Source organism: Serratia microhaemolytica (genome assembly GCF_004011885.1).
Taxonomy (GTDB): domain Bacteria; phylum Pseudomonadota; class Gammaproteobacteria; order Enterobacterales; family Enterobacteriaceae; genus Serratia_G; species Serratia_G microhaemolytica.
In genome coordinates this window covers 17,551-38,708 of sequence record NZ_SBEF01000009.1, presented here as the reverse complement: position 1 = coordinate 38,708, position 21,158 = coordinate 17,551, and the positions used below count along the sequence as shown (strand labels likewise).

Genomic DNA, 21,158 nt, shown 5'->3' with positions numbered 1-21,158 from the left:
ACAAAAAGTGGCAAAAGTAGTGACGAAACTATCGTTGTTCCTGCAAAAAGACAAGTTTTCACGGGCGTAACAAGTGTGATTATTATTCGATATCTAGTACGGGAAACGCTGAAAAGCCAAGTTGCCATCCTGTTCATCCTGCTGTTGATCTTTTTTTGCCAGAATCTGGTCAGGGTGCTCAGCGATGTCGTCGATGGCAGCCTCCCGACAAATTTAGTTTTCAGCCTGCTCGCCTTGAATGTACCGAAGATGGCGCAGTTGATCCTGCCACTCAGTCTGTTTCTCGGGCTGTTGATGACACTTGGGCGATTGTACACCGAAAGTGAAATCACCGTCATGCACGCCTGTGGATTAGGTAAGCGTACTTTGATCTCAGCCGCTATGCTGCTGGCAGTTTTAACGTCTTTAGTGGCGGCAGCAAATGTTTTCTGGTTAAGCCCCTGGGCGGCAGGCAGTCAAGATGAAGTGATTGCGGAAGCCAGAGCGAATCCCAGCTTGGCTGGTTTGGCTGAAGGGCGTTTTCACCCTTCGCCAGATGGCTCTGCTGTGCTGTTTATTGGCGATGTTGAAGGCAACAGCTTTCAAGATGTGTTCCTGGCACAGCTGCGACCTAGCGGCAACTTCCGCCCTTCCATCGTAGTTGCTGAACGCGGAGTCGTGCGGCAGAAAGCCGATGGTTCACAAGAGGCGACCCTGAAGCAAGGCACACGCTTTGAGGGTAGCGCACTGCTACGCGACTTCCGTATTACCGATTTCGCTGATTACCAAGTCATTATTGGTCATCGGCCCGTCTCTATCGACAATAATCAGACCGATCAACTGTCGATGCGTCAGTTATCGCGCTCAGCACAACCCGATGCTCGGGCGGAATTTCACTGGCGTTTGACCTTGGTGCTCTCGGTAGCACTCATGGCACTGATGGTAGTACCGCTCAGTGTGGTTAATCCGCGCCAGGGCCGTGTGCTCAGTATGCTGCCAGCGGTACTGCTCTACCTGATTTTCTTTCTGCTACAGAGTTCGCTGCGCTCCAATGGCAGCAAAGGCAAGATCGACCCGATGTTTTGGCTCTGGCTGGTCAATGCAGCCTATTTCCTGCTGGCGATAATATTAAATGCATGGGATACCGTGCCAATGCGCAGGTTGCGTTCACGGCTAAAAGGAGCTGCATAATGTTTGGAGTATTAGACCGTTACATCGGCCGTACCATTTTCAACACCATTATGATGACGCTATTCATGCTGGTGTCGCTCTCTGGCATCATTAAATTCGTTGAACAACTGCGTAAAGTAGGCCAAGGCGACTACACCGCACTGGGCGCAGGGCTATTCACACTGCTCAGTATGCCGAGAGACATAGAGATTTTTTTCCCTATGGCGGCACTGTTAGGTGCGCTGCTTGGTTTGGGCGGTTTAGCGACGCGCAGCGAGCTGGTAGTGATGCAAGCTTCAGGTTTTACCCGTTTGCAGATTGCCGGCTCAGTGATGAAAACTGCAATCCCCTTGATGTTACTGGCAATGGCAATCGGTGAATGGGTCACGCCACATTCAGAACAGATGGCGCGTAACTACCGTGCTCAACAGATGTATGGGGGTTCATTGCTCTCGAACCGGGGTTCATTATGGATCAGAGATGGCAATGATTTTATCTTTATCGAACGCGTGACTGGCGAAAACCAGGAGCAGCAACTGAGTGGTTTACACATCTACCACTTTAACGATAACCGACGGCTACAGATGATCCGCTACGCGGCCAATGCGCGTTTTGAACGAGATATCTGGCAACTTTCGCAAGTCGACAGCGCTGATCTGAGTGATCCTGATCAGATAACCGGCACACAGACCCTAACTGGCGTATGGAAAACCAGCATTACGCCAGAGAAATTAGGGGTAGTGGTGCTGGATCCCGCTGCACTGTCGATTCGTGGGTTACATAACTACGTCAACTACCTGATTAACAGCGGTCAGGAACCTAGCCGTTACCAACTCAATATGTGGAGCAAAATCTTCGCGCCACTCTCTGTCGCAGTCATGATGTTGATGGCACTATCGTTCATCTTTGGCCCACTACGCAGCGTGCCGATGGGCGCGCGCATTGTCACCGGTATTGGTTTTGGCTTTGTATTCTATTTACTGGATAAAGTTTTCGGCCAGTTGAGCCTGGTGTATAACCTGCCAGCCATACTCGGCGCACTGCTGCCCAGCCTACTGTTCTTTTCGCTTAGCCTCTACCTGCTACTCACCAGAAAGTAATTGGAACCAATGCGTTAAAAGCGTGTTGAATTTAAGGGTATCGCCCCTGACACAATTGCCGTCTCACACAATTGCCGCCTCACGCAATTGCCCCCTCACACAGAGGGGGCATATTCAGTTGTTTTCGCTTACTATTTTTTCGCTTACAACTTTGGCCCAGCAGTCACTAACGCCAAACCTGCGGGTGTATCAGTGTATTTATCAAAGTTAGCAATAAAGCGCTGAGCCAGATCTTTCGCCTTCACCTCCCACTGCGCAGCACTGGCATAAGTCGCACGCGGGTCAAGAATTGCCGAGTCTACCCCTGGTAGTGCCGTCGGCATGGCAAGATTGAAGATCGGCAGCGTCTGTGTCGGCGCATGGTCGATTTCACCGCTTAAAATGGCGTCGATAATATTGCGTGTATCCTTGATTGAGATACGCTTGCCGCTGCCATTCCAACCAGTGTTAACCAGATAAGCCTGTGCGCCCGCTGCTTGCATACGCTTCACCAATACCTGAGCATATTGTGTTGGATGCAGCGTCAGGAATGCCGCGCCAAAGCAGGCCGAGAAAGTCGGTGTTGGTTCAGTCACGCCACGCTCGGTTCCTGCCAACTTGGCGGTAAACCCAGACAAGAAGTGGTACTGCGTCTGCTCTGGCGTTAAACGTGATACCGGTGGCAATACACCAAACGCGTCAGCAGTGAGGAAAATCACTTTGGTTGCATGTCCGGCCTTTGACACCGGTTTGACAATGTTGTCGATGTGGTAAATCGGATAAGAAACACGGGTATTTTCCGTTTTCGAACCATCATTAAAGTCAACCCGACCATCACTCAGAACTGTCACGTTCTCTAACAACGCGTCACGCTTGATTGCACGGTAAATATCCGGCTCCGCTTCTTCAGAGAGTTTGATCGTCTTGGCGTAACACCCTCCTTCAAAGTTGAACACCCCATCGTCGTCCCAACCATGTTCATCGTCACCTATCAATTGACGCTTCGGATCCGTTGATAGGGTTGTTTTCCCGGTACCTGACAAACCAAAGAAGACAGCAACATCGCCTTTCTCACCAACATTCGCCGAGCAGTGCATCGAAGCGATCCCTTTCAGTGGCAGCAGGTAGTTCATCATTGAGAACATCCCCTTCTTCATCTCACCGCCATACCAGGTACCACAGATAAGTTGCATCCGCTCAGAAAGGTTAAACACCACCGCATTCTCTGAGTTCAACCCCTGCTGCTGCCAGTTTGGGTTGGTACACTTGGCACCATTCATGACCACAAAATCTGGCACAAAATCCTGCAACTCCTGCTCAGTCGGACGAATAAACATGTTCTTCACAAAGTGTGCCTGCCAGGCGACTTCGGTGATAAAGCGCACTTTCAAGCGGGTGTCGGCATTAGCACCACAGAAAGTATCAACCACAAACAGACGCTTACCGGAAAGTTGCCGAGTGACCAACTGTTTTAACTCTGCCCAAACTGCCGGACTCAGCGGTTTATTATCATTCTTACCTTTGCCCTGATCTGCCCACCATACGGTGTCACGAGTGATGTCATCGCGCACGATATACTTATCTTTCGGCGAACGGCCGGTGAATTCACCAGTATCAACCGCAATCGCACCCAGTTCAGTAACAACACCACGCTCAAACCCTTCAAGTGAAGGTTTTGTCTCCTCGGCAAACAGCAGTTCATAGCTGGGATTGTGAACCACTTCACTGACATTATGGATCCCGTAAGCAGCCAGGTCTTGCGGGGTGATATTTCTCGTCGTGCGCATGTAACCACTCCTTTAAAAAGAATTTCTGTCGACTATTTCTAGAAAGTCAGTTTGCAATAACTCAAACATGTATCAATTGGCTAACATGTTAACCGTTTTTTAATTACATTCTGAGAGCTAGCACACGGAACGATCAATGCACCCGCTGTTGTTATCAAAATATTGTGTCGGACAGTAAAAGCAGGCTTCGATTCCATACACCTGTTGCTGTACAGCCTGCTTTCACCGGTTTGAACACGGCGACTCAGTGCCCTAATGCGCTGATGGATTGCCATGTGCATAGAGTGCCGAAATATCAAGTGCGTCGAACAGATAGTGCTGCCCGCAGTAGTCACAATGCATGTCGATATGGCCATCTTGCGCCAGCATGGTCTGAACTTCTTCCGCAGGCAGTGTCATCAATGTCTCACCACAGCGCTGACGTGAGCAGCTACAACGGAAAATCACCGGTTGTGGTTGATAGAGTGTCACCTCTTCCTGATGGTAGAGACGGTAGAGCACGTCATTGGCTGGTAAGCTAAATAGCTCTTCATTCTTGATGGTTGCGGTCAATTGCACCAAGTGGTCAAACTCATCGTCGTGGCGCAGCTCGGCCGGCAATACCTGAAGTAACATGCCACTGGCTGCTGGCTTACCTTCATGGATGCCAGTGCGAATAAATAGCCTGGTTGGCAACTGCTCTGATTGACGAAAATAGCCCTCTAGAGATTCAGCCAATGTTTCGCCTTCTAAACTGACAATTCCCTGATAGCGTTCACCCTTCTCTGGCGTGATGGTGATCACCATGATGCCATTACCTACCATCTGGCGTAGCGTGCTGTCCGCAGCAATTTCATCCACTACTCGGGCAACACCACGCATCTCCTGCTGGTTATTGCCATTGATGACAGCTAATTTCAATGGGCCATCACCCTGGATTTGAACGGTAATATTACCAGCAAACTTCAGTGTTGCCGTCAACAGGCTGGTAGCAACCAGTAACTCGCCAAGCAGTGCCTGAACCGGTTGGGGATAGTTATGGTTAGCCAGGATCTGCTGATAGGTATGGCTCAGATTGACTAGCTCACCGCGTACCGCAAATTTTTCAAATAGATAACGGTGTAGTTGATCGTGGTTGGACATCGTTTTCTCTCATCACGGGGCGCATTAACTCTGTTATTGCGTTCCACCAAGTTTAAATTTCATCAAATCGCGCCGCTCTTTCTTATCCGGACGGCGATCAGGGTGTGGCATGGTCAATGCGTTCATTTTACGCGCCAGCGCCATTTTTTCACGCTGGGCGATGCTGGCTGCACTCTCCTGATACAACAACTGTGCTTCGCTGGCCGTACGCCGTTGCTGTGCCAGAGCAAGCACCTGCACAGTACGTTCATCACTGCCTTGGCGCAGCCTGATCTCGGCACCGATTTCAACCGCCTTACCAGGTTTACTACGCTGGCCGTTGTAATGCACCTTGCCAGCTTCAACCATCTCCCGCGCGACTGCACGAGTTTTGTAAAAACGTGCTGCCCATAGCCATTTATCTAGCCGAACAGCATCATCGACAACTGTTTTCGCTTTCATGGTTCTCTTCACCTCCACAGCGGGATACACTGACGGCTGCAAACTGTTGCTGTAGTCATGCCAATACCACGACAACCTGTTGCCCGTCATCATACACCCAAAATTATCAGCGTTGCAGATGGTGCAAACATGGTTGCGGTTGGCAAACCGGCGACAACAGCGACAAAGCGCGGTCAACCTGTTTGAGATAGCCATGAATAAACACCATAAAAAACCTGAAATCCTGAATGTCACCACTATCGCCCGCTCGCGGTTATTTAACATTGAATCGGTCGAATTGAAGTTTAGCAATGGTGTACAGCGCTGTTATGAACGCTTGCGACCTGCGCGTTACGAATCAGTGATGATCGTCCCGGTGTTAGGGGATGATTTACTGCTGATCCGTGAATATGCTGTCGCCACCGAAAGCTATGAGCTTGGTTTTCCGAAAGGGCTGATTGATGCAGGCGAAGAGGTGCTAGAGGCGGCAAACCGCGAGCTAATGGAAGAGGTCGGCTTTGCGGCCAGGCAGTTTGAACTGCTGACAAAACTCACCATTTCACCCGCCTACTTCTCCAGCCAGATGAACATCGTCCTGGCCAGTGATCTCTACCCACAAACCGGTGAAGGGGATGAACCTGAACCACTAATACAGGTGCGCTGGCCAATCGCTGACATGATGGCACTGTTACAGCAACCCGATTTTCGCGAAGCACGCAACATCAGCGCACTGTTTTTGGCTCACGCCGTTCTGCATGATCCACTCAGACTGCACAACGCAGCCTCCCGCTTTCGCTAGACCGATGTTGGCAAGGTTAATCATCGGGTAGAAACAGCTCAAGCACTGAGTTCAGAAACAGTTTGCCCTTGCCAGTGATCTGCCAATGGTGCTGACTTTCCTGCAAGTAACCCTGGGCGAGGGCTGCATCGAGCTGGCGACGGATGGTTGTTTCACTCAAGCCGGTATAGCGACTGAAATCAACACGAGGCGTTGGCTCCAGCAAACGTAACCGATTAATAAAAAACTCAAATGCGCGCTCATGCAACTCAACCTCCTGGTACTGATCACGATAGTTGCCCTGCATAAAACCACGTGGATGTTTGGTTTTACTGGTGCGCAAAATACGCCCATCGGTGAAACTCAACTTGCCATGCGCACCACAACCGATGCCTAAATAGTCACCGAAACGCCAGTAATTGAGATTATGTTGGCATTGGTAACCGGGTTTGGCATAAGCCGAGGTTTCGTACTGCTGATAGCCTGCCGCCGTTAACAGTGCATCGCCCTGCTGAAAGATCTGCCACAAAATTTCGTCATCCGGTAGCTGTGGCGGTCGTGAACTAAACAGCGTGTTCGGCTCAATCGTCAGTTGATACCACGACAAATGGGGGGGGTGTAGCGCAATCGCCTGGCGCAAATCATCCAGTGCTTGCTCAGCTGACTGCCCCGGTAAGCCGTGCATCAGATCAAGATTGAAGCTACGCAACGCTAATGAACTGGCCAACTCTGCTGCCGTTATTGCCTGCTGTGCATCATGAATGCGCCCGAGCGCTGACAGGTGTTGAGCATTAAAACTCTGCACGCCAATTGAGATACGGTTGATACCGGCGTGCTGATAAGCCGCAAAACGCTGCGCTTCCACCGTACCCGGGTTTGCTTCCATGGTGACTTCAGCCTGCGCTTCGAACGCAATCCGCGCCCGCACACCTTGCAGCAGCCTGTCCATCGCTTCAGCACTGAACAGGCTTGGTGTACCACCACCAATAAACAGCGTGCTGATTTTACGACCACTGGTCAGCGGCAGATCCGCTTCCAGATCCGCCAGCAGATGCTCGACATAATCCTGCTCGGCAATCTGCCCCTTTAGGGCGTGTGAGTTGAAATCACAATAGGGACATTTCTGTACACACCAGGGAATATGGATATACAGGCTCAGCGGTGGCAGTTGGAGAGCATTAATCGCCATTACGCAGCGCTTCCAACAGCAATTTCAGTGCTTGGCCACGGTGCGAAATAACGCTCTTCTGCTCACGAGGCAGTTGTGCCGCGCTACAGCCCAGTTCCGGCAGGTAGAAGATGGGATCGTAGCCAAACCCCCCATCACCGCTGGCACTGAAGGCAATCTCCCCCGCCCAACAGCCGTGACAGACCAGTGGCGTCGGATCTTCAGCATGGCGCAGATAGACCAGCACTGAATGAAACTGTGCTCCTCGTTGCCCTTTTGGCACTTCACGTAAGCTCAACAGCAATTTATCCAGATTTTGTTGATCGCTGGCTTGCTCGCCAGCATAGCGGGCAGAGTAGATGCCTGGCGCGCCACCCAACGCATCAACAGCCAAACCAGAATCATCAGCAATCGCCGGTAATCCGGTGATCTGTGCCGCATGACGTGCTTTCAGAATCGCATTCTCAATAAATGTTAAACCGGTTTCCTCGGCGCTTTCCACACCGAGCTCACTTTGAGCTACCACATCTAAACCAAAGTCGGCTAGCAGACCGGCCAACTCAGCCACCTTTCCAGCATTAGCGGTAGCAAGAACTACTTTTTGCATTCTGAACACCTCAGAAGATGATGAATTATCATTATCCAAATTTACCTGGCAGTTAACGCAATCCAAACTGATCACTCAATCTGGCAGAGTTGTGCGATTAACACCGGCAACTGTTGTGGGTTTCGGATATGTAGCTGCTTGTGTCGCCCCAGTTCTCCCCTCTCCAGACGGATATCGGACTTAGCGACAGCAAACTGTTTAGCAATAAATTTGATCAGATGAGCGTTCGCCTGCCCATCGACCGGAGGCGCAGTAATAGCAATTTTTATCTCATCACCATGTAAGCCGACAATCTGGTCACGACTGGCTTTAGGCTGAATATAACAGCGCATCACCAGCCCATCCTCAGTCAACGTCAGAGCACTCATAGTAAAAACCAGAGTCCACCAAACATATCTGCCCCAAGATAGTTAAGAAAATAGAGGATAAAAATGACAATCATGGCAGAGAAGTCAAGCCCCCCCATTGCTGGGATCACACGACGAATCGGTGCCATTAACGGCTCGGTGAGTTGGTACATCACATAATCGAGTGGGCCTCGCCCCTGACTGACCCAACTCATCAGTGCACGAATAATCATCAACCAGAAGATCAGATAACCGATCGCTTTCAATACCGCCAATAAACCAAACAGCAGATTAAACGGGCTAAATGACAAACCGCCACCTTGGATCAGCAGTAACAGCGGATATTTGACCGTCATCAACACAAATGCCAGTAATAGAGAGGCGGTATCCAAAGCACCCAGTGAAGGAATAATACGGCGTAACGGTCCAATCAGCGGCTGGGTAATTTTCACGATAAATTGTGAAAACGGGTTGTAAAAATCAGCTCGAGCCAATTGCAGCCAAATACGTAATAACAGCACCGACACATAAATATCAATCGCTGTTTTGACCAAGAAAATCGTTGTTTGCATCTCAATTAGCCTTCCATTTAAACGTGAGCACTAAAATAATGTTTCCATCTGCTGTGCGCGAGTGACTGCCGCCTGCATCGCTTGAGCAACGGTAGTCGACAATTGTTGCTCAGTAAAAACCCGTACCGCCTCAGCAGTGGTTCCACCCTTGGAAGTCACCTGCTCACGCAGGGTCTCCAGTGAGATCTCTGGGTTAGCCTCAGCCAGTGCCGCAGCGCCGATGGCCGCTTGCTGTACCAGTTGGCGTGCCGTCTGGCTACTAAAACCCATCTGTTCCGCCTGTTGTTGCATCGCTGCCATAAACAGAAAAAAGTAAGCCGGCGCACTGCCTGCCGCCGCAATCACAGCATTGATCGCTGTTTCCTGTTCAAGCCAGCAGACTTTGCCGACAGCGTGCATTAAATCGGTAACATAATCACGATCCTGCTGATCCACTTGCTCAGGAGCATAGAGTCCACTCATTCCTTTACCGATCAACGCTGGCGTATTAGGCATAATACGCACAATATTTAGCCCGTCACCAAGTAACTGATAAAAGCGGTCAATAGAGACACCGGCAGCAATCGACAACACCAGCTTAGCAGAGAAATCGACTGCTCCACGCAGAGCCTGGCACACACTTGCCATCACTTGGGGTTTCACCGCCAATACCAGCACATCAGCCGCTTGCGCTGCACTGATATTATCAGCACTGGTCAACACACCGTAATCTCGTGCCAACGCATCACGTCGCTCTGCCGAAGGGGCACAGACAGTGATCAATTCCGCGCGATAGCCTGACTCAACCAACCCGGCAATGATCGCACGCGCCATATTACCGGCACCAATAAAGCTAATTTTACGCTGCTGCATTCTGTTCCTCGTTAATTGTCGCGATAGGTTCAAGGCTCAGGTTAGTTTCAGTTGTTGTACTGCTCCGATAATCAAACGCGTTTCAGCGCTTGGTCGCTTTCAACGGCGAAACTTTCAACTGTCATACTTTCAACTGTCATACTTTCAACTACCAACATAGTTTCGAGCACCAAAAATTGCCGTACCAATACGCACCAAGGTACTACCGGCGGCAATTGCCGCCGACATATCATCACTCATCCCCATAGATAGGGTATCTAGCTGTGGATACTGTTGTCTTAACGCCTGATAGGCCTGATACATCTGCTGGAATACGGCCAGTTGCCGCTGATAATCGTGCTCTGGTGCCGGGATCGCCATCAAACCGCGTAATCTAAGCTTCGGCAACGCTGCCACCGCTGTTGCCAGCGCCGGTAACTCAGCTAAGCAAATGCCTGATTTACTCTGTTCGTCACTGATATTTACCTGGATCAACACATTCAGTGGCGGCATGCTCTCCGGGCGCTGATCGCTTAAACGCTGTGCGATACGCAGACGATCGACCGTGTGGCACCAGGCAAAGTTCTCCGCCACCAGCCGACTCTTGTTGGACTGCAATGGGCCAATAAAATGCCACTCGATTGCTGCTGCTTTTGGTTGTTGGGCAAAATGGTGGATCTTGTCCACGCCCTCCTGCACATAATTTTCACCAAAACAGTGCTGCCCCGCTGCAATCGCCTCTGCGATTTGTACCACAGATTTGGTTTTACTGACCGCAAGCAGTGTGACTGCCGCTGGAGCGCGATCGCACGCTTGTGCAGCACTGGCAATCTGCTGCCTGACATGTTGTAAATTTTGTTCGATAGTGCTCATAGCCATAAACCAGGGAGCCTAATATGGATATCGATGAAATCGTAGCGCTTAGTGTAAAGCATAATGCCTCTGATCTACACCTGTGTACCGGTGATACTGCAAGATTACGGATTGATGGTGAACTCTGTCCACTGCCAGAGGGAGATGTGCTGTCTCAGCAACAGATGGTCGCCTGGTGTCAAGCACAGTTATCTACCGCTGCCTGGCAACAGTTACAACAGAACGGCCAGCTTGACCTGGCGATTGTCAGCCGTGAAGGCGTAAGAATGCGCGCCAACTTCTTTTTACAGCAGCATGGATTGTCTGCTGCACTGCGCCACATTACCAGCCACTGCCCAACGCTGACTGAACTGGCAGTTCCTGCGATTATCCCAACCCTGTTGACCAAACAGGATGGGCTGATACTGGTTTGCGGCGCAACCGGTAGCGGTAAATCGACCACCTTGGCGGCAATGATCAACGCGATCAATCAGCAGCAGCGGCGTCACATTATTACGTTGGAAGATCCGATCGAATTTATCCACCACAGTCAATATTCGCTGATCCAGCAGCGCGAACTGGGGCGAGATACTCACTGCTTCGACGCTGCATTACGGGCTGCGCTACGTGAAGACCCTGATGTGATCCTGCTGGGTGAGTTGCGCGATACCGGCAGCATTCGCTTGGCGCTCACCGCCGCAGAGACCGGTCATCTGGTATTGGCAACACTCCATACGCGCAATGCTCCACAAGCAGTAGAACGGCTGATCGACGTCTTCCCTGCTGACGAAAAACCTTACCTGCGCGCGCAACTGGCCAGCAGCCTACAGGCCGTGATCGCGCAAAAACTGCTGTGTAAACCACAAGGGGGGCGCGTTGCCGTCTATGAGATCCTGACGGCAACTCCAGCGGTCAGCAATATGATCCGCGAAGGCAAAACCCACCAGTTAGCCAGTGTGCTACATACGGGGGCTGAGGCAGGAATGCAGACATTTGCACAAGCTATCGCACAGCGGATCGCTCAGGGAGTAGTGAGCCAACAGCAGAACAGTCGCTGATACCACAAACCTGAACCAGCCATAATCCACTGAAGGAATGCGGCCCTAAGACTCACTGTAGGCCGCAATCCCCACCAACGTTAGCAACTGATTGAAACTATTTTGTCGTGATGCTGTTCACTCCGACGGGTTATCGGTATAGTTTCGGCGACCACAGCACAGCTCTGTGAGTTTGCCTGTACTACCAGAAGAGGATCCAGGAAAGACTGGCTACCGGCTGAACCTGTGTCGCCATCCATGTTTGTTATCACCCACGGACGTTGTTATGCCAGATCAGATCGATATCAGTGTTATTATCCCAGTTTTTAACTCAGCCAAGTACTTAGACACACTATTCAGCTCCCTCGTAACCCAAACATCAGTCAATCTGGAGTTGATTGTTGTTGACGATGGTTCAACCGACGATAGCCCCACACTACTGCAACAGTGGGCAAAAAAAGAACCTCGCATAAGAATATTAACGCAAAAAAATCAGGGGCTTTCTGTTGCTCGAAACAACGGTATTCGGGCGGCATCAGGCAAATGGCTGGCTTTTGTTGACAGTGATGACTGGCTAGCACCCGACACTCTACTCAACTGGTTCACTTATGCTGAAAACAACCAGTTAGATTTACTGATTGGTAATGGTTTTACTTTTCAAACAGATCCTGTTAACGAAGAAAAAACACCGTTAATAACCAATCAATTGTGGGGGGATATAATCAACGGAAAAGAGTGGATCGTCCACGCTGTAAAACAACGTGAATGGCCCCATTTTGTGTGGCTTCAACTCACACGCAAGGAGATTGTCGATCAAGAACAGCTCGAGTTCATTGCTGATCTCTATCATGAAGATATCCTTTGGACCACGCAGTTGGCGCTTTCTGCTCAGCGGGTTGGTTTTTATCAGGCACCCAGTTATGGTTATCGCATCGGCAATCAGAACTCCATCTCCCGTAGTCCATCACCAGACATGCTTGCCTATCGTGCGCAAAGCTATCTAGCGATCATCACCAAACTGGCTGAATTAGCACAATCACAACCTGAGGATCGAAAACTAAGAAATGCCCTTTTTCTTCATGCAACAAGGGAGTGTCGACATTTTCACGGCCTGCTCAGAAAACGGGCGTTAACCGCTGAGGTACGCAAACGCATTGCCGGTGAGTTTGTACGTAGAAAGCTGCTACTGCTGCTGTTCAGTCAGATCCTGCACCCAAGAGATTTCTGGTTTGCACTGCGTGTCACTGCAACGGTCATCGGGGCGTTATTGCAGCGAGAGTAAAGTGAATTAATCAGACTGACAACCGGCAGTGCTTACCGATGACCAGTGACATTGCACTGCCCACCTCACTGGCACAGTCGATGCCAGCTAGCAGCCTAATCAGAGAGGCCACTAGCTGGTATGCCTCAATGGGTAGCTCCGCCCACCAATTTCAAATCCTGTTCAAACTGCAACGTCACAGCAACTGCTATTTTTAGCCCGGCGACCAAAGTCTGCGCGCTAACACTTGGCGCACCAGGATGCTTCGCGGCCTGTTGTGGTAAATAGGGAATGTGAATGAACCCGGCTTTGACCTCTGGCTGTTGGCGTAGACGGTGCAATAAGCCATACATCACACGGTTACAAACATAACTACCCGCACTCTGTGACACCGAAGCTGGAATGCCCGCATCACGTAACGCGGCTACCATTGCTTTGATCGGCAAAGTACTAAAATAGCCAGCAGGGCCATCGGCAATAATCGGCTGGTCGATCGGCTGCTGCCCCCGATTATCAGCAATACGCGCATCATCAACATTAATCGCCACCCGTTCTGGGGTGATGTCGACTCGACCACCAGCCTGACCGACCGCGATTACTGCTACTGGTTGCAGTTGGTCAATCGCAGCATTTAACACCGTCAAACTGTCGCCGAACACACAAGGCAACTGGCGTGCAACCACCTGAACGCCGTTTAGCTGCCAACCGTCAAGTTGCTTCAGCACCTCCCAAGAGGGATTGATCGACTCACCGTCAAAAGGTTCGAACCCGGTCATTAGCAGACAGCGCATCACTTATCCTATAAAAACAGCAAGAAATAGAGCAGAAAGATATTCACCAACAGCAACAGCAGACCGGTCGGTAGTTGCGCTTTGATCACCGCATTTCTATCTGGCAAATCGAGCAACGCCGCAGGTACGATATTGAAGTTGGCGGCCATTGGCGTCATTAAGGTGCCGCAATAACCAGAGAACATGCCGATCGCGGCCATCACGGCAGGGTTACCCCCATGCTGCAATATCAGGATCGGGATACCAATCCCTGCTGTCACAATCGGGAAGGCAGCAAACGCGTTACCCATCACCATAGTTAACAGCGCCATACCGATCGCATAGCTTGCAACGGCAATCAAACGGTTATCCACTGCCAGGTATTGCTCTGTCAGATAGGAAATTGCACTACCGACACCTGCGCTGGTAAACAGTAAGCCGAGGGTGGCTAAGATTTGCGGCAGGATAAAAGCCCATCCGATAGAGTCCAGCAGGCGACGCGCCTCTTGTACTGGTTGTAACGGCTTTTCGTGCGTCATTTTTACCGCAATAACCAAACCTATCAAGCAGCCGACTGTCATCGAAAAGAGGGTGATCAAGGTGGCATGGTTGCCGCTGCCAAACACTGCCTGCTGTAACGTGGGTAGATTGTTAAACAGCAATACGCCGATCACCGTGACCAGCGGGATCGCCAACGCCGGTACAAACAAGCGGTTACCCAAGCGGGTGGCACTGCTTTCACGCTGCTGCTGGCTACGCTGGTGGTAGCGCCCCAAACGCACGCCACCAAAACCGGCAATCAGTGCCATCAGTACCACTAATACACCAACAACCATGTGTACCTGTTGTTTGGCCTGTTCACCATCGCCCACTAACTGGTAACTCCAGTCACCAATCAGAAAAATCAAGCCATACAGAAACCAGAATAAGCCGGTGGTCAAGCGGCGCGGGTTGGCGCTATCACGCCATGACATCAATGCGATGATCAGCAGAATGACGCCGGCCAACCAGTAGAGATAGTGTTGTTGAAAAACCATCATTGAACCCCTTTTGCCTGTTGTGCTGCCTGATTGAGTCTGCTCAGCTCAAGTTCCAGTTTCTTGTCGAGACGATGCAGGCGCACCGCATGGATCAGGAAGGCAAAAATTGCTGTCGGGATACCCCATAACGCAATATGTAACGGTTCAGTCTCAATGCCAGCCGATGTCAGCATGAAATTGTGCATAAAGATAATCGCGCCAAAAGCGACAAAAATATCTTCACCAAAAAACAGCCCAACATTGTCTGTCGCCGCAGACATGGCACGCAGGCGGTAGCGGAGCGCTTCTGGCAATTCGCCATAACGGTTTTCGGCTGCACCTTCCGCCATTGGTGCCAGCAGTGGGCGAACCATTTGCGGATGCCCTCCGAGGCTGGTTAACCCCATTGCAGCGGTTATCTCGCGCACAAACAGATAGACAATTAATAAACGCCCAGCAGTAGCACTCTTAATTTTGGCGATCCACGTCTGCGCACGCTCCTTTAATCCGTGCCGCTCCAACAGACCGATCACTGCTAATGGTAATAACAGGATCAGTGGCAAATTGCGTGTTTTCAAAAAGCCTTCACCCAACTTCTCCAAAATATCCCCAAGTGGCATAAATGCTGCCAATCCAGTAATAATACCAGCAGTAATCACTACCAATACTGGATTAAATCGCAGAATAAAACCAACAACAATGGCACCGATGCCAATTAATGGCCAAAGATTTACTGCTTGTTCCATACTTTTTTCTCCTCATAGCCCCCGGAAATATGGCCTATAATCACCAAGTGAAAAACCATTACAATAGATGATATGACTACATGTCATCGTATATTTATTGAAATAAATTAAATGAAACCTGGGATCACTATACTTTTCGCTAAAAACAGGCAGAAATTACCCTGTTAATAGTGCAAGATTCTTATTCTGCACTGACGCAAATTTTATGCAAGGCAAAATTTTCCCGTAATTGACGCGCGTAACTCAACGCATGTTCACCATCACCATGCACGCAGACAGTTTGCGCGGTCACCTTGATTAATTGACCATCAATGGTGCCAACCTGCTGCTGACAGACCATCTGCAACGTTTGTTGTAATGCCTGCTGCTCATCAGTGATCACTGCGCATGGTTGATCACGCGGCACCAAGGTGCCATCAGCCTGGTAAGCACGATCGGCAAACACCTCTTGTCGCGTCAGTAAACCACGCCGTTCACCGGCGCGGATCAGCTCACTTCCCGCTAGGCCAACCAAACGCAGTGCCGGATCAACGGCAAATACTGCGTCGGCGATCGCCTCTGCCAATGCTGGCTCCACCGCTGCCTGGTTATAGAGCATACCGTGTGGTTTGACGTGTACCATCCTGCCGCCTTCCGCCTGAGCGATCGCCGCCAATGCGCCAAGCTGATAAATCAGTTGGGCATAGACTACCTCTGGTGGTAACTGCATTCGGGTGCGGCCAAAATTCTTACGATCGGGGAAACTGGGATGAGCGCCAATCGCCACACCATACTGAAGTGCCCAGCGCACCGATTGACGCATGGTTTGTGCATCGCCAGCGTGAAAACCGCAGGCAATATTGGCCGAACTGACCAACTGCAAGAGTGCCTGATCGTTGGCACTGCCCTCGCCAAGATCGGCATTGAGATCAATACGCATACCATTCTCCATTCTCTGCTAATTCCCCAGACGTGCCGACTGAACCCCCCAGGCAATCTGGGCGATAAAGTGATCTTGTGCCGCTTTAGCTCGCTGTGCTTCTGCCACGCTACAAGGGACAAAGTGGATCAGTTCACCCAAGCGAACTTGTGCCAAGTGGTAGAGATCAGCTTCGATGACGCAGGCGATTCGCGGATAACCGCCAGTGGTCTGTGCATCTGCCATCAGAATGATCGGCTGGCCATTGTGCGGCACCTGGATCACCCCCGGCAGCAGGCCGTGTGACAGCAGTTCACGCTGTTCAGTTCGTTGTAACGCACAACTGGATGAGAGGCGGTAGCCCATGCGGTTACTCTGCGGCGTTAACTGCCACGGTGTGCGCCAGAAATTCTCTTGCGCTTCAGGGCTGAACTCTTGATATTCAGGCCCAGGGATCACCCTTACACGATTACTGAACAGTAATTGGTGTACTCCAACCATCGCTTTCGGTTGCGCCTGAACAGCGCCAAGTGGCAACTGATCACCCTCTTTCAATTGACGCCCCTGCCAACCGCCAAAAGCGGCTTTCAGGTCAGTACTACGCGAACCAAGCACCTCGGGCACGTCAATGCCACCCGATACTGCCAAATAGCTGCGCATACCATATTTGGGCATTTTTAATGTCAATTGCTGGCCCTTTTTGACCGCATAACACCACCCAGTCCAGACCGGTTGACCATCCAGTTGAGCATTACAGCCCGCGCCGGTAAGCGCGATCCAACAATTCTTTGTAAATTTGGCACTAAACTGCCCGAGTGTGATCTCCAGCCCCGCAGCATCGGCTTGATTCCCAACCAGCAGATTAGCAATCTTCAACGCAGGAGCATCAAGTGCGCCACTTTGACTAACGCCTAAACGCCGAAAGCCATGACGTCCCAAATCCTGTACCGTGGTGTAGATACCTGCGCGCAAAACTTTCAGCATATCCCCTCCTGTTGTGGAACAAAGCGCACATTATCACCTGGGCGAAGCAGTGTCGGTGGCATCTGATCAGGGTTGAACAGGGCCAGTGAAGTGCGACCAATCAGTTGCCATCCACCCGGTGTAACCAGCGGATAGATGCCGGTCTGTGTGCCGCCAATGCCAACCGAACCGGCGGCAACCGCGAGACGAGGCTCCGCGCGGCGCGGCGTGGCCAACTGTTCCGGCATTCCCCCCAGATAGGTAAAACCCGGTTGAAAGCCTAAAAAATAGACCACATAAGTCGCCGACGAGTGGCACTCTACCACCTGCCGTGCCGTCATACCGGTGTGTGCCGCGACTTCATCGAGGTCAGGGCCATATTCAGCGCCATAAATCACCGGGATCTCGATGTCTCGTGATTCAAGTACCAGGCTTTGATCATCCTCCCACCCCTGTCGCAATAGCGTTAACATCGCTTCAGCGTTTGCCTGTGGTGTGGCTAGTAGCAGGGTTAAATTGTTCATTCCCGGGATCACTTCACGCACATCACTGTGACTGTTTAACTTTTTTGCCAACGCCCAAATCCGCTGTTGGCTCGCTAGTGTCACCGGGGGAGCGAGTTCAAGCACTACCGCGCGCTCACCCAGTAAGTAATATCGTGCTGATTGCATCCTAAATCTCCTTCACCCTGCCAGATTATCGACGCAGAGCTGTACATAATTGTGATCCTGACGCTCACTACCCGGAAGGAAAACAGAGCCATAGTCAGTGCTAGCTGACTCTGCCCAGATGTCATGGTGATGTGATAAACCAGGTACCAGATTGGCGATGGTGATGCCATATCCAGCCCAAGCTAATACCGCGTAATGCCAAAAATAGCGCGAGTGCAAGCCATAAAGCATGATTGCCCAGCAGCGGTAACGCAATCAGTAAGGTTAGACCATAACCGAACGCTGCCAGCGCCATACTATTACGCATCTCAGCCGCACGCGTGGCACCAATAAACATACCATCCAGCAAGTAGCAACCGACACCCAGTAGTGGCAGCAATGCTTGCCAGAGCAGATACTCGGCCGCTAAAACTCGTAGCTCAGACAGAGAAGTCAGTAGTGCCACAATATATTGGCCGGCAAACAGATAGGTCAGCGCTAACACAGCCGCAATTAAGTAAGCCTGTCTACAAGCGGCAACCCAGACGCGATGCAACTGCTGCTCATCACGTGCTCCATAAGCATGACCAGAGTGAACTTCTACCGCATAGGCAAAACCGTCAAGTGCATACGCACTAAAGGTTAATAAATTCATCAACAGCGCATTGACCGCAACCACTTCATGGCCCAAACCGGCACCCAATACCGTCAGCGTAACAAAGCAGAGTTGCAACAACAGTGATCGCAACAGAATATCGCGATTCAGTGCCAACAGACGGCCCAGCTCACCGCGCCAAGCTGTACCGAGCATCCGCCAGGAGATCGCGCGCATACGCAACACTCGCCAAGCAAATCCTGCGCCTAACAACAAAGTGACATACTCCGCTACCACAGTTGCCCATGCCACTCCCGGTACACTCAAATCCAACCCTACCACAAGCCAAATGTCCAAGACAATATTCAGTAAGTTACCAATAATCAATAACATCACTGGCGCGCGCAAGTACTGTGCCCCCAACAGCCAGCCGAGTAACACCAAATTGGCCAATGTAGCAGGCGCACTTAGCAGGCGAATTTCCAGAAAGTTTTTCGCCTGTAACACTACGGACGGTTCACCACCAACAAGCGCTAACGCCAGATTAATTATCGGTTGACGTAGCCAAAGCAGTAATAGCCCCAACAATAATGCCAATAGCAGCGGTTGCACCAGCGCACGTAGCAGTTTGCTATTCTGCTGCGCACCAACAGCCTGAGCCGCTAGCCCGGTCGTACTCATACGCAAAAACATCAGCAGCATGAACAGAAAACTGCTGACCATCGTGCCTATTGCAACGCCAGCGAGATAAACTGGGCTATCCAGATGCCCCATCACCGCAGTATCGACCAAACCAAGCAATGGCACACTGATGTTCGACAAAATCATTGGTAGTGCCAGGCGCCAAAGCGCTTTATCTGCAGGCGTGGTAAATGCGGACAATAGACGCATTAGGTGCAGGCACATAGTGGTGTTTTCCTGTCGCTGCTGTTGGGTTAATGATGGAGAGAAGGTTGCTACGCAACTGATACGTCAGTCAAGAGAAGTCAATATCAGCCAGTTGCTGAAGATAATACGTTGTTTGTGTCTGATCAGGTTATTTGTGTCTGATTAGGTTATTTGTGTCTGATTAGGTTACTTGCGTCCGCTCAGATTATTTTTACGTTACTTGCCTCTGTTTACGCTGGCGGCAATCGGTTGGTAAGTGTATTGCCTCAACTCCTGCTGCATGGACCTCTGCTGCACTGCCATGCCAACACGGCAAGGCAGTGACCACACGGCAACCAAGGTACCGCCGTCAGATCCAGGCACCGTTGCGGATCACGCCGACTGCCAGCCCTTCAATAGCAAATGCCTGGCGCTGTAGATTAACTATAATTGGTCGAAATTCGCTGTTTTCTGGTAGCAATTCAACAGTATTTCCATGTTTTTTCAATCGCTTAACAGTAACCTCATCATCAATGCGCGCGACCACAACCTGCCCATTGCGTACATCCGCTGTTTTGTGTACTGCCAGCAAGTCACCATCGAGAATACCAATGTCACGCATCGACATTCCACTGACGCGCAACAGAAAATCGGCGCTCGGTTTGAACAGACTGGGATCAACTTTGTAATAACCTTCAATATGTTGCTGCGCCAACAGCGGTTCACCGGCAGCAACGCGACCTACCAGCGGCAGCCCAGCTTCGTCCTCCAGTAGCAGACGAATACCGCGTGAAGCGCCAGACACCATCTCGATCACCCCTTTGCGTGCCAACGCTTTTAGGTGCTCTTCTGCTGCATTAGGTGAGCGAAAACCGAGCCGGATGGCGATCTCAGCCCGTGTTGGTGGCATCCCGGTCTGATTGATGTGTTCACGGATCAGATCATACACTTCCTGCTGCCGAGCTGTTAATGCCTTCATCCTACCCCCTGTTTGTTTATACAGTCATGCTGTGAGTATATACAGGTAAGTGAGCCTTGGGAACCAAGCAGAGAATAAAAATCAGCAGGACGTGAAGCCGCTCGCATTACGCCAAGTCCTTTTGCTAGCGCCAATGTTGCCATAGCAGTATCACCCAGACGACCAATGCCAAAACGATGGTCAGTAACACTGCCGCCGATCCCATGTCCTTCGCGCGCCCAGACAGCTCATGCTGCTCTGTACCGATACGATCCACTACTGCTTCAATCGCGCAGTTAATCATTTCCACCACGACCACCAGCCACACTGAACCGATCAGTAAGATACGTGTAACACTGTCAACATCCAGCCAGAATGCCAGTAGTACCGCCAGTACTGCCATCAGCAATTCCTGACGAAATGCTGCCTCGTAGCGCCAAGCCGCAAGCAACCCTTGATATGAGTAGCCGCTCGCTTTGACAATGCGCATCAAGCCTTTGGTTTTATTTACCACGCCAAACTCCCTCAATCGTGTTGTTTGTGACATGCTGATTTGCCTGTGTAACCAACACAATCATTAATCAACTGCATGATTAAAAAACATTCACACCTTGGTTCGATATTGCCACAACAACCTCTCTTGCAGTAATTTGGTGCGGTTGTGAGGATGATGACACTGCCT

At 50.8% G+C, this 21,158-nt stretch carries 23 protein-coding genes; 5 read left to right on the top strand and 18 right to left on the bottom strand.

Annotated elements, in window-relative coordinates:
• Positions 1–75: 75 nt before the first annotated feature.
• Together lptF and lptG are read left to right on the top strand one after the other, a co-directional pair.
• Entirely contained in the window at positions 76–1,170 is a 1,095-nt protein-coding gene (gene lptF / locus EOJ37_RS05590; RefSeq protein ID WP_127958699.1) for an LPS export ABC transporter permease LptF, read from the top strand.
• On the top strand, positions 1,170–2,249 hold the full coding sequence (gene lptG, locus EOJ37_RS05585) for an LPS export ABC transporter permease LptG (RefSeq protein WP_127958696.1): 1,080 nt from the start codon (positions 1,170–1,172) through the stop codon (positions 2,247–2,249). The genes lptF and lptG overlap by 1 nt, the downstream gene beginning before the upstream one ends.
• A gap of 143 nt (positions 2,250–2,392) precedes the next feature.
• Here lptG and pckA read toward each other — a convergent pair whose 3' ends face one another.
• The 3 genes from pckA to hslR form a co-directional block, all read right to left on the bottom strand.
• Positions 2,393–4,015 carry a phosphoenolpyruvate carboxykinase (ATP) gene (pckA, locus tag EOJ37_RS05580; protein ID WP_127958694.1) on the bottom strand — a complete coding sequence of 541 codons (1,623 nt, stop codon included), beginning with the start codon at positions 4,013–4,015 and terminating at the stop codon, positions 2,393–2,395.
• Positions 4,016–4,267: 252 nt separating this feature from the next.
• Complete coding sequence (gene hslO, locus EOJ37_RS05575; RefSeq protein ID WP_127958692.1) at positions 4,268–5,137, bottom strand: Hsp33 family molecular chaperone HslO; 870 nt, start codon at positions 5,135–5,137, stop codon at positions 4,268–4,270.
• Between the two features lie 33 nt (positions 5,138–5,170).
• Positions 5,171–5,578 carry a ribosome-associated heat shock protein Hsp15 gene (hslR, locus tag EOJ37_RS05570; RefSeq protein WP_127958690.1) on the bottom strand — a complete coding sequence of 136 codons (408 nt, stop codon included), beginning with the start codon at positions 5,576–5,578 and terminating at the stop codon, positions 5,171–5,173.
• Between the two features lie 193 nt (positions 5,579–5,771).
• Between hslR and nudE the strand changes: the two genes are divergently transcribed.
• The gene (nudE, locus tag EOJ37_RS05565; RefSeq protein ID WP_127958688.1) at positions 5,772–6,356 is read left to right on the top strand and encodes an ADP compounds hydrolase NudE; all 585 of its coding nucleotides are present in this window, start codon (positions 5,772–5,774) and stop codon (positions 6,354–6,356) included.
• Positions 6,357–6,372: 16 nt separating this feature from the next.
• Here nudE and hemW read toward each other — a convergent pair whose 3' ends face one another.
• From hemW to EOJ37_RS05535, 6 genes are all read right to left on the bottom strand, one after another.
• A complete protein-coding gene (gene hemW, locus EOJ37_RS05560) occupies positions 6,373–7,524 on the bottom strand; it encodes a radical SAM family heme chaperone HemW (RefSeq protein WP_127958686.1) in 1,152 nt (383 codons plus the stop codon).
• Complete coding sequence (gene rdgB / locus EOJ37_RS05555) at positions 7,514–8,110, bottom strand: RdgB/HAM1 family non-canonical purine NTP pyrophosphatase (protein WP_127958683.1); 597 nt, start codon at positions 8,108–8,110, stop codon at positions 7,514–7,516. The genes hemW and rdgB overlap by 11 nt, the downstream gene beginning before the upstream one ends.
• A 71-nt stretch (positions 8,111–8,181) precedes the next feature.
• On the bottom strand, positions 8,182–8,478 hold the full coding sequence (gene yggU / locus EOJ37_RS05550) for a DUF167 family protein YggU (RefSeq protein WP_127958681.1): 297 nt from the start codon (positions 8,476–8,478) through the stop codon (positions 8,182–8,184).
• Positions 8,475–9,029, bottom strand: coding sequence for a YggT family protein (locus EOJ37_RS05545; RefSeq protein WP_127958679.1), 555 nt, complete (start codon positions 9,027–9,029; stop codon positions 8,475–8,477). The genes yggU and EOJ37_RS05545 overlap by 4 nt, the downstream gene beginning before the upstream one ends.
• 30 nt (positions 9,030–9,059) lie before the next feature.
• On the bottom strand, positions 9,060–9,881 hold the full coding sequence (gene proC, locus EOJ37_RS05540) for a pyrroline-5-carboxylate reductase (protein ID WP_127958677.1): 822 nt from the start codon (positions 9,879–9,881) through the stop codon (positions 9,060–9,062).
• A gap of 144 nt (positions 9,882–10,025) precedes the next feature.
• On the bottom strand, positions 10,026–10,733 hold the full coding sequence (locus EOJ37_RS05535) for a YggS family pyridoxal phosphate-dependent enzyme (RefSeq protein ID WP_127958675.1): 708 nt from the start codon (positions 10,731–10,733) through the stop codon (positions 10,026–10,028).
• Positions 10,734–10,756: 23 nt separating this feature from the next.
• Here EOJ37_RS05535 and EOJ37_RS05530 point away from each other — a divergent pair, with 23 nt between their 5' ends.
• Positions 10,757–11,770, top strand: coding sequence for a type IV pilus twitching motility protein PilT (locus tag EOJ37_RS05530; protein WP_127958673.1), 1,014 nt, complete (start codon positions 10,757–10,759; stop codon positions 11,768–11,770).
• Between the two features lie 265 nt (positions 11,771–12,035).
• Positions 12,036–13,031 carry a glycosyltransferase gene (locus tag EOJ37_RS05525; protein WP_127958671.1) on the top strand — a complete coding sequence of 332 codons (996 nt, stop codon included), beginning with the start codon at positions 12,036–12,038 and terminating at the stop codon, positions 13,029–13,031.
• Positions 13,032–13,156: 125 nt separating this feature from the next.
• Here the strand turns inward: EOJ37_RS05525 and pcp are convergent, their stop codons facing one another.
• The 9 genes from pcp to EOJ37_RS05480 all read right to left on the bottom strand — a co-directional run bounded on the left by pcp (position 13,157) and on the right by EOJ37_RS05480 (position 20,990).
• On the bottom strand, positions 13,157–13,801 hold the full coding sequence (gene pcp / locus EOJ37_RS05520) for a pyroglutamyl-peptidase I (protein WP_127958669.1): 645 nt from the start codon (positions 13,799–13,801) through the stop codon (positions 13,157–13,159).
• Positions 13,802–13,809: 8 nt separating this feature from the next.
• Positions 13,810–14,817, bottom strand: coding sequence for a DUF979 domain-containing protein (locus EOJ37_RS05515; protein ID WP_127958812.1), 1,008 nt, complete (start codon positions 14,815–14,817; stop codon positions 13,810–13,812).
• Entirely contained in the window at positions 14,817–15,545 is a 729-nt protein-coding gene (locus tag EOJ37_RS05510; RefSeq protein ID WP_127958666.1) for a DUF969 domain-containing protein, read from the bottom strand. Before EOJ37_RS05510 ends, EOJ37_RS05515 begins: the two co-directional genes overlap by 1 nt.
• A gap of 181 nt (positions 15,546–15,726) precedes the next feature.
• Complete coding sequence (pxpA, locus tag EOJ37_RS05505) at positions 15,727–16,464, bottom strand: 5-oxoprolinase subunit PxpA (protein ID WP_127958665.1); 738 nt, start codon at positions 16,462–16,464, stop codon at positions 15,727–15,729.
• Between the two features lie 18 nt (positions 16,465–16,482).
• The gene (pxpC, locus tag EOJ37_RS05500; protein WP_127958664.1) at positions 16,483–17,427 is read right to left on the bottom strand and encodes a 5-oxoprolinase subunit PxpC; all 945 of its coding nucleotides are present in this window, start codon (positions 17,425–17,427) and stop codon (positions 16,483–16,485) included.
• Positions 17,421–18,077 carry a 5-oxoprolinase subunit PxpB gene (gene pxpB / locus EOJ37_RS05495; protein ID WP_127958662.1) on the bottom strand — a complete coding sequence of 219 codons (657 nt, stop codon included), beginning with the start codon at positions 18,075–18,077 and terminating at the stop codon, positions 17,421–17,423. The genes pxpC and pxpB overlap by 7 nt, the downstream gene beginning before the upstream one ends.
• 121 nt (positions 18,078–18,198) lie before the next feature.
• Positions 18,199–19,542, bottom strand: coding sequence for an MATE family efflux transporter DinF (gene dinF / locus EOJ37_RS05490; RefSeq protein WP_127958809.1), 1,344 nt, complete (start codon positions 19,540–19,542; stop codon positions 18,199–18,201).
• A gap of 346 nt (positions 19,543–19,888) precedes the next feature.
• Positions 19,889–20,497, bottom strand: a complete 609-nt coding sequence (gene lexA / locus EOJ37_RS05485; RefSeq protein WP_127958660.1) for a transcriptional repressor LexA — start codon at positions 20,495–20,497, stop codon at positions 19,889–19,891.
• Positions 20,498–20,621: 124 nt separating this feature from the next.
• Entirely contained in the window at positions 20,622–20,990 is a 369-nt protein-coding gene (locus tag EOJ37_RS05480; RefSeq protein WP_127958658.1) for a diacylglycerol kinase, read from the bottom strand.
• Positions 20,991–21,158: the final 168 nt, after the last annotated feature.